This window comes from Vibrio sp. T9 (assembly GCF_003123985.1).
GTDB lineage: Bacteria > Pseudomonadota > Gammaproteobacteria > Enterobacterales > Vibrionaceae > Vibrio > Vibrio diabolicus.
The window spans coordinates 520,073-528,037 of record NZ_NIGY01000002.1; the positions used below are offsets into that span (position 1 = coordinate 520,073).

Genomic DNA, 7,965 nt, shown 5'->3' on the forward strand with positions numbered 1-7,965 from the left:
GGTTAAAATTTAACTATACGTAAAGTGTGATGACAGTCACTGAGTCTCTCAGACGAATTTATTTACAAAGCCGCTTATTGTACAAGCGGCTTTTTTGTGTCTGGCGTTTGACTGACTTTTCGTAGCGGTATCATGAAGAAGGGATCCTTTGGAGCCAGTGATACCCGCTCTAGACTTTTGACTTGGTCCAAACTTTCTAGCTGTTTGTATATAACGTAATAGCGATTAATGCTTGTGACGTACCCAACCGTTGAGCTTAAACTTTTCCGCATAACGACTTCCACGTTATTGAACCAAATATTAGGATCGTAGCCTTGCTGGGCTGCACGTTTACGAATTCGTTCTACATTCCCGGGGCCAGCATTGTAAGCCGCTAAGGTAAAGTAGAGTTTATTTTCCGCCGTAATAGCAGGATCACTGAAGTACTGTTTACGCAAAAATGCTAAATACTTCACGCCAGCATGAATATTGTTTTCTAGCTGCCGAACGTTTTTGATATTGATATTAGGGTCTCGAGCCGTGCTGGGTAGAACTTGCATTATGCCGACTGCACCTCGACTTCCAACGAGGTCGTTATTAAAGCCGGACTCTTTATAAGCGACGGCTGCGATCAGTAAATAGTCGATATCGTACTTCTCACCATAGCGTGAAAACAACGTAGCAAGCTTTTCTAGTTGAGCAATTTTGTTGGGGTTAAGGGCTTTGTTTAGCCAACCTGTGTTATCGATGTATTTTCCGTAAATGACGTTACCGAGCAGTGTCCCAGAACGAGATTTCTGAATAAACTTGTTCACGACGGCTTTCAAACTTGGGCTGTTTTCCCGCATTGCCCAAGCGATTTTACCATTTTCACTAATAGGGATTTCTGGGTGAGCTCGAATATCATCCATCACTTTAAGCCAAAGTTTGGCTTTATGACTATCGAGAACAATGGCTTTGACGTAGCCGTTATTGAGCATCCCAACCAGTTCGTAGTCTTGCAGTGTTTCTTCAATAAAATGTACGACAACGGGTGGTAAGCCTTTTTTATTTAGCTTCTTATTTAGTGCTTGAATACTCTCAAAGTAGCTAGAACTGGCACGTACCCAAACCTCTTTGCCGCTCAGTTGCTCAATGTTAGTCATGGCTGGTGTGCTTTTGTTCGTGACTATCCACTCGTCAATACCAGTAAGAATGGGTGAACTAAAATCGACTTTCTGTTTACGTGTGTTGGTAATGGTCAGATTGGCGACGACTAGATCACCGGAGCCATTTTCTAAGGCTGGCAGAAGTTGGTCACGGGCTAGAGGAATAATTTGTACGTTAAGTTTCGGTTTGAGCTTACGAAGGTCTTTTTCGAAATGCGCCAGGAGTTCTGCACCTATTCCTTTTGGTGTACCGCCTTCAATGTAATAGAAGCCTAGATCAGCAGAAACGAGGACACGTAAAACATTCTTCTCTTTAATAACATCGAGATCCCCAGTGTAAGGAGGTTGCTTGAGTGGTGATATTTGCAGTGCGCAAACGGAAGCAGACAATAAGAGCAGCATAACTGCGCATAGCTTAGGTATCGTCACGTTCACATCCTTTTATAAAGGGGAGGGGAACTTTAAGCATATGTAGAGCCCCGTAGATCATCAAGCAAGGGCAGAGCACGCTATTGCGGGTAATAAAAAACCGCCACGGTAAAAACGGTGGCGGTTTAGTTTGAAGCGGCTCAGTTACTTCACAGGGTTGAGCTCGATAAGCTTTTCAGTTCTTGCTACGGCGTCTTCCAAACCGAGTTGCTTGTAGGCCTCTAGCTGGATAGTCAGTGACTTACGTGCCGCTTCTGTGTCTGGGAATGCTTTTTGTAGCTCTTGACTGCGATTAATTGCAGCTACCCAGGCTTCACGGCGGAGGTAGAAGTCAGCCGTCGCTAAGTCATAGTTCGCTAGGCGGTTTTTTAGCGCAACCATGCGTTTTTGTGAATCTTCTGCGTATGGACTGTTCGGGTAGCGTTGGAGCAGTTTTTTGAAGTCATCAAACGCTTTTTTTACTGGCTCAGGATCGCGATCGCTTCGATCTACGCTGAACAGATCATGCATAAAGTTACGATCTTGCGCCATATGGCTTAGACCGCGCATGTACAGTACCCAGTCCATTTTTTCATGGGTTGGGTTTAAACGCATAAAGCGAGAAATGGTTGCCAAGCCCAAAGCAAGGTCGTCGTTTTTGTAGTACGCATAGATTAGGTCAAGCTGCACCTGTTCTGAGTAGGCACCGAATGGGTAACGTGAGTCTAATGCTTCCAGTTTCTCAATTGCAGAAAGCCAATTACCACTTTGAAGAGAAATCTGTGCGTCTGCATACAGTTCCGAAGGCGGCACATCAGGAACGATTTCTTCTTTGCTTGCACATCCAAACAGAAGGGATACCGCTAAAAGGCCTGTTAAAGTCTGACGTTTCATATCAGGAGTCTGTTCCTTGAATCTAAATATTTCTTAAGCTGCCGTTACTTTCTTTCCAGTAACAGATACAATGACGTAATAGTCTATTTTTTCACAGTCGTGAGCATTAGTCTCACAGTTTTTAAAAAAGTTCGATATGGCTCAGCAGATTGTATTAACAAATACCGTAAAAGATAGCCAGTTAGGTCAACGTTTAGACCAAGCTATCGCCGAATTATTCGCGGACTTCTCTCGCTCGCGCCTGAAAGAGTGGCTGCTTGATGGGAAAGTTCAAGTTAATGGTGAAGTTGTCACCAAACCTCGCACCAAAGTAATGGGTGGCGAGGAAATTACATTGCAAGCCGAGTTAGAAGATGAAGAACGCTGGGAAGCGCAAGATATCCCGCTAGATATCGTTTTTGAAGATGACGATATTATCGTTATCAATAAGCCTCGTGACTTTGTGGTTCACCCAGGTGCCGGTACGCCAGATGGTACGGTGCTTAATGCGTTGTTGCATCATTACCCTGATATCGCAGAAGTGCCTCGTGCTGGCATTGTGCACCGTCTGGATAAAGACACAACGGGTCTGATGGTGGTGGCGAAAACCGTTCCTGCACAAACTCGTCTGGTTCGCGCACTGCAAAAACGTAATATTACTCGTGAGTACGAAGCGATCGCCATTGGTCGTATGACAGCGGGCGGTAAAGTGGACCAACCTATTGGTCGTCACTCTACCAAGCGCACGCTTATGGCGGTAGCACCAATGGGTAAACCAGCGGTAACGCACTACCGTGTCGCTGAACGTTTCCGCGAACACACACGTATCCGTCTGCGTCTTGAAACGGGTCGTACGCACCAGATCCGTGTGCACATGTCTTACCTTCAGCATCCGCTGCTCGGTGACATTGCATATGGTGGACGTGCTCGCATCCCGACAGGTGCTTCTGAAGAGCTAACGGCAATGATCCGTGGCTTCGATCGCCAAGCATTGCACGCCGTAATGCTACGCTTTGAACATCCAATTACGGGAGAAGTACTTGAGTTCCATGCCCCTGTGCCTGATGACATGGTGGCGATGACTGAAGCGCTTCGTCAAGATACGGAAGAGCACGGTTTACCGGAAGAGTTCTAAGATGAAGACAATCATTCCGAATTGGCGTGCGCCTAAAAATGTCAAAGCTTTTGCCTCAACACGCATAGGCGGTTTTTCGACAGGCCCTTATCAAGGGCTAAATTTAGGTACTCACGTTGGGGATGATTTGTCTTTAGTAGAGAAGAACCGAGCTTGGTTGGCGCAGCAGGCGAACATGCCCCATGCGCCAATCTGGTTAAACCAAACGCATTCAACCGTTGTGGCTCAAGCAAATGAACCAACAACACAAGTGCTTGATGCGGACGGTGTATTTACTTCTTCAAGCCATGTTGTTTGTTCAGCGATGACCGCCGATTGTCTACCTGTATTATTGACTAATACACAAGGCACGCAGGTCGCTGCCGTTCATGCAGGGTGGCGCGGCTTAGCAAATGGTATTGTCGAAAATGCATTAGCGTTGTTTTCAGGTGAAGTGATAGCGTGGCTTGGGCCTGCTATTGGGCCTGAAGCTTTTGAAGTCGGTGAAGATGTTCTGCAAGCTTTTGTTGATGTCGATTCTCTGGCACATCAAGCTTTTATGCCACGAGAGGCTAAAGGTAAATGGTTGGCTGATATGTCAAAGCTGGCAACGCAACGTCTAAATCGAGCTGGTGTGACACAAGTGTTTGACTCTGGACTTTGTACTTACCAAGATAAAGCCTCTTTTTATTCGTATCGCCGTGATGGTAAAACTGGTCGACAAGCCACCTTTATTTGGATTGAAGATTAGTTGTAAGCACTAAAGTGCCAAGATGCATAGTGCTATTTTTGCAAAGCTATCTTTATTCATTCACTCCCTTGAAATTCCTCCTCTGAGTATCCATCTTTCTAACTGTCAAAAGAATTTCCTTTAGTTGAGGTTAGGAAGGTAGATATGCGTCTTGATCGATTCACAAGTAAGTTTCAAATCGCTATCTCTGATGCTCAATCACTAGCGTTAGGGCGCGATCATCAATATATCGAGCCAGTTCACCTCATGGTGGCTTTGCTTGACCAAAATGGCAGTCCAATCCGTCCATTGCTTACTATGCTGGATGTGGACGTAACGCATTTACGCTCTAAATTGAGTGAAATGCTAGATCGATTACCAAAAGTCAGTGGCATCGGTGGAGATGTACAGCTCTCTAGTTCGATGGGCACGTTGTTTAACCTGTGTGACAAAGTGGCGCAAAAGCGTCAAGACTCCTATATCTCGTCTGAAATCTTCCTGCTTGCTGCTTTAGAAGATCGCGGACCATTGGGGCAATTACTCAAAGAGATCGGTTTAACAGAGCAAAAAGTTAGCCAAGCAATCGAAAAGATCAGAGGTGGTCAAAAGGTTAATGATCCGAATGCAGAAGAGCTTCGCCAAGCATTGGAAAAGTTCACCATTGACCTTACCGAGCGAGCAGAACAGGGCAAACTGGATCCGGTTATCGGCCGTGATGATGAAATTCGCCGTACCATCCAAGTATTGCAGCGCCGTACTAAAAACAACCCTGTGATCATCGGTGAACCTGGCGTAGGTAAGACCGCAATTGTTGAAGGCTTAGCTCAGCGCATTGTCAACAATGAAGTGCCAGAAGGTTTGCGTGGTCGCCGCGTGCTGTCATTAGATATGGGCGCACTGGTTGCTGGTGCTAAGTACCGTGGTGAATTTGAAGAGCGCTTGAAGTCGGTATTGAATGAACTCGCTAAAGAAGAAGGTAATGTCATTCTGTTTATCGACGAGCTCCACACTATGGTTGGTGCGGGTAAAGGTGAAGGCTCAATGGATGCGGGGAACATGCTCAAACCTGCTTTAGCCCGTGGTGAACTGCACTGTGTTGGCGCAACAACACTGGATGAATATCGTCAGTACATCGAAAAAGATGCGGCGTTAGAACGTCGTTTCCAAAAAGTGCTGGTGGATGAGCCGACCGTTGAGGATACCGTGGCGATTTTACGTGGCTTGAAGGAGCGTTATGAGCTTCATCATCACGTTGAAATTACTGACCCAGCGATTGTTGCAGCGGCGAGTTTGTCACATCGTTATGTTTCTGACCGTCAGCTGCCAGATAAAGCGATCGACTTAATTGATGAAGCGGCTTCAAGTATTCGTTTACAAATTGACTCTAAGCCAGAGTCATTAGATAAGCTTGAACGTAAAATCATCCAACTTAAGATTGAGCAACAGGCGCTTAGTAACGAGCACGACGAAGCGAGTGAAAAGCGTTTGAAAGCGCTTAATGAAGAACTCAATGAAAAAGAACGTGAGTACGCTGAACTAGAAGAGGTTTGGAATACAGAAAAAGCCGCACTTTCTGGCACTCAACATATTAAGTCTGAGCTTGAACAAGCTCGTATGGATATGGAGTTTGCTCGCCGAGCTGGTGATCTAAACCGCATGTCGGAACTTCAATATGGTCGTATTCCTGAACTTGAGAAGCAGTTAGATCTTGCAACCCAAGCGGAAATGCAGGAAATGACACTATTGCGTAATAAAGTAACCGACAACGAGATTGCAGAAGTACTTTCTAAGCAAACTGGCATCCCAGTATCCAAGATGCTAGAAGCGGAAAAAGAGAAACTACTTCGTATGGAAGACGTACTGCATAATCGTGTGGTAGGGCAAAGCGAAGCAGTCTCTGTTGTATCGAATGCCATTCGTCGTAGTCGAGCTGGGCTTTCTGATCCAAACCGACCAATTGGCTCCTTCTTATTCTTAGGTCCAACTGGTGTAGGTAAAACAGAGCTTTGTAAGACACTTGCGAGCTTTATGTTCGACAGCGAAGATGCGATGGTCCGTATCGACATGTCTGAGTTCATGGAGAAACACTCAGTGGCAAGATTGGTTGGTGCGCCTCCAGGCTATGTCGGATATGAAGAGGGTGGTTACTTAACGGAAGCGGTTCGTCGCAAGCCGTATTCGGTAATTTTGTTAGATGAAGTAGAGAAAGCGCATCCGGATGTATTTAACATTCTGCTGCAAGTTCTCGATGATGGGCGTTTAACGGATGGTCAAGGTCGTACTGTTGACTTCCGTAATACGGTTGTGATCATGACATCGAACTTGGGTTCATCTCGTATCCAAGAGAATTTCGCAACATTAGACTATCAAGGTATCAAGAGTGAAGTAATGGATGTGGTTAGCAAACACTTCCGTCCTGAGTTCTTGAACCGTGTTGACGAAATCGTGGTGTTCCATCCACTTGGTCAAGAGCACATCAAGTCCATCGCTTCTATTCAATTAGAACGTTTGGCGAAACGACTAGAAGAAAAAGGATATCAACTAGAGGTTTCTGACAAAGCACTCGATTTGATCGCTCAAGTTGGTTTCGACCCTGTATATGGTGCGCGTCCTTTAAAACGCGCAATTCAACAGAATGTCGAGAACCCATTAGCCAAATCGATTCTTTCTGGTGAAATTGTTCCAGACAAGAAAGTGCAGCTAATCGTTACTAATGACCAAATTCGTGCCCATCAGTAATTGCACGGATACAATAAAAAATGAGATAAAAATCACATTCAAGGGGCCATTTGGCCCCTTTTCTATAATGTTTTAGAGCCTCTTGCCTGTTTTCTGTACGAATGAACTAAAAAGGTGAGTTTTTTTTTTAAATGCACTTGTGTTCCTTAATGAACGCCCTATAATGCGCCTCCGTTGTCAAGGGAAAGCAAGTTAAGCGACGTCTAGACAACAAGGCCAGTGAGTTAAGAATTAACTCGCAGATAAATAACTTAAAAAAGTGTTTGACACGATAAGTTATCTAGCTAAAATGGCCGTCCACTTTGAAGAGAAGTTCAAAGTGTGCTCTTTAAAAATATAGACCTATCAATCTGTGTGGGCACTCGTTGATGATAATCCAATTAGAAGCTTCGGCTTCAAATTAGGTTTCAATGATACGAAGTGACCATTGAATCTTCGGATTCAGCACAGTCAATTCAAACATTACTTTAGCTATTTATTAGCAAAGGAATGTTCAGTATTCATTGAGCCGAACAAAATCTTAAATTGAAGAGTTTGATCATGGCTCAGATTGAACGCTGGCGGCAGGCCTAACACATGCAAGTCGAGCGGAAACGAGTTATCTGAACCTTCGGGGAACGATAACGGCGTCGAGCGGCGGACGGGTGAGTAATGCCTAGGAAATTGCCCTGATGTGGGGGATAACCATTGGAAACGATGGCTAATACCGCATGATGCCTACGGGCCAAAGAGGGGGACCTTCGGGCCTCTCGCGTCAGGATATGCCTAGGTGGGATTAGCTAGTTGGTGAGGTAAGGGCTCACCAAGGCGACGATCCCTAGCTGGTCTGAGAGGATGATCAGCCACACTGGAACTGAGACACGGTCCAGACTCCTACGGGAGGCAGCAGTGGGGAATATTGCACAATGGGCGCAAGCCTGATGCAGCCATGCCGCGTGTGTGAAGAAGGCCTTCGGGTTGTAAAGCACTTTCAG

At 45.5% G+C, this 7,965-nt stretch carries 5 protein-coding genes and 1 rRNA gene; 4 read left to right on the forward strand and 2 right to left on the reverse strand.

The features are described from left to right. Window positions 1–74: 74 nt before the first annotated feature. Together CBX98_RS06710 and CBX98_RS06715 are read right to left on the reverse strand one after the other, a co-directional pair. Window positions 75–1,556 carry a lytic transglycosylase F gene (locus tag CBX98_RS06710; RefSeq protein WP_347338218.1) on the reverse strand — a complete coding sequence of 494 codons (1,482 nt, stop codon included), beginning with the start codon at window positions 1,554–1,556 and terminating at the stop codon, window positions 75–77. A gap of 144 nt (window positions 1,557–1,700) precedes the next feature. Further along, window positions 1,701–2,429, reverse strand: a complete 729-nt coding sequence (locus CBX98_RS06715; protein WP_006743118.1) for an outer membrane protein assembly factor BamD — start codon at window positions 2,427–2,429, stop codon at window positions 1,701–1,703. 136 nt (window positions 2,430–2,565) lie between these two features. Here CBX98_RS06715 and rluD point away from each other — a divergent pair, with 136 nt between their 5' ends. The 4 genes from rluD to CBX98_RS06740 all read left to right on the forward strand — a co-directional run. After that, a complete protein-coding gene (gene rluD, locus CBX98_RS06720; protein ID WP_005385913.1) occupies window positions 2,566–3,543 on the forward strand; it encodes a 23S rRNA pseudouridine(1911/1915/1917) synthase RluD in 978 nt (325 codons plus the stop codon). Window position 3,544: 1 nt separating this feature from the next. Further along, a complete protein-coding gene (pgeF, locus tag CBX98_RS06725) occupies window positions 3,545–4,273 on the forward strand; it encodes a peptidoglycan editing factor PgeF (protein WP_074192068.1) in 729 nt (242 codons plus the stop codon). A 144-nt stretch (window positions 4,274–4,417) separates the two neighbouring features. Continuing rightward, window positions 4,418–6,991: an ATP-dependent chaperone ClpB gene (gene clpB / locus CBX98_RS06730; RefSeq protein WP_005397478.1), complete on the forward strand. Its 2,574-nt coding sequence runs from the start codon at window positions 4,418–4,420 to the stop codon at window positions 6,989–6,991. A 522-nt stretch (window positions 6,992–7,513) separates the two neighbouring features. After that, a 16S ribosomal RNA gene (locus CBX98_RS06740) occupies window positions 7,514–7,965 on the forward strand; the annotation flags it as partial.